1 protein-coding gene is annotated in these 1,380 nt (G+C 60.3%); it reads right to left on the bottom strand.

All coding sequences use genetic code 11. The features are described from left to right. Positions 1-951: group II intron reverse transcriptase/maturase (ltrA, locus tag H6X51_RS19795; RefSeq protein ID WP_185269127.1), on the bottom strand; the 951-nt coding region annotated here is incomplete at its 3' end. Positions 952-1,380 lie beyond the last annotated feature (429 nt).

Genomic DNA, 1,380 nt, shown 5'->3' with positions numbered 1-1,380 from the left:
CCAGGCCCTTGCGACTTGGCTCTTCTTCCGGTTCACCGTCAACTTCAGACGCTGACCCAAGAAGCGCTCCACACTGGTCAGCACCCGTTCGCCAGACCGAGGACTACGCACATAAATGTTCGCGTCATCGGCATAGCGCACGAAGCGGTGGCCCCGGCGCTCAAGCTCTCGGTCAAGTTCATCGAGCAGGATGTTCGACAGCAACGGCGAGAGCGGGCCGCCTTGCGGCGTCCCCTCCTGCCGCGGACTGACGATCCCACCCGACATGACCCCGGCTTCAAGGTAGCGACGGATCAGTCTGAGCACACTCTTGTCGTCGATACGGCGCTCGATACAGGCCATCAGGATGTCGTGGTTGACCCGATCGAAGAACTTCTCCAGATCGATTTCCACGCACCACCGGTGCCCCGATGCCACATGGGCACGGGCCATCTCGACGGCTTGGTGAGCACTTCTGCCCGGACGAAAGCCATAGCTGTAGTCCGAAAACAGTGGATCAAAGACAGGCGTAAGCTGTTGCAGCAAAGCCTGCTGGATCAGGCGATCCACGACACTGGGAATACCCAGTTGCCGGGTACCGCCCTGCGATTTGGGAATGTCGACCGCCCGCACGGCTTGGGGATGGTATTCACCGGCATGTAGCCGGGCTTGGAGGATCGGCCAATACTGGTTCACGTAGCCCGCCAAGTCGGCGACCGCCATACCATCGGCACCCGGCGCCCCCTTGTTGCTGACTACACGTTTATACGCACGCCTGAGGTTGGCCGGTGCAAGCACCCGCTCCATCAGCGTGTCCGGCTCCGCGTTCGTCCACGTCGATGACGCCGTCGATACCTTTGCACTGCCAGCCATCATCCTCGGCTTCTGGCCAGGACTCTGGGTGACAGTTTCCATTGTGGGAAATTTCTGCATTACGGCTACCAACGAGACATTGACGCCTACTGGCGGCATAACCTGTTCGGCCCTTGGTGGCGCGGTTAACCGCCACTTACTACGGCCTCGGCTGACTTCTGCACGTTCATCCCGTCGCCTCTCGACGCGCGGTAGCACAGTGGCAAACGTGCAGATCTCCCAGGGTAATTCGCGCGACCTTCCTGCTTATGCCTGTCGGATTTACGTCACAGCGTTCCGTGCAAGTATTGGGCTTTGGCAGTCATTGCAACCTCACCCCGCTGTGCCGCCTCTATCCGCTTTCTGTTCGTCAGGCCAGCATTTTGCCTCGGGCTTCCTTCAGATTCGCGGTCACCCGCGACACCCTTGCCTCTGGCTAACACTTCCCCTTGCCGGGTGTGTAGAGGACTTTCACCTCCAAGTCACCTGCTTGGCCACCACAGCCAAGCGGGTTGCGCTAACGCGCAACGCGCCATGCCTGGCGCACAA

Origin of the sequence: Halopseudomonas xiamenensis, assembly GCF_014219065.1 — a bacterium.
In the GTDB taxonomy this organism is placed as follows: Bacteria; Pseudomonadota; Gammaproteobacteria; order Pseudomonadales; family Pseudomonadaceae; genus Halopseudomonas; species Halopseudomonas xiamenensis.
The sequence above is the reverse complement of the archived record's forward strand: the minus strand, read 5'-3'. Positions and strand labels throughout refer to the sequence as shown.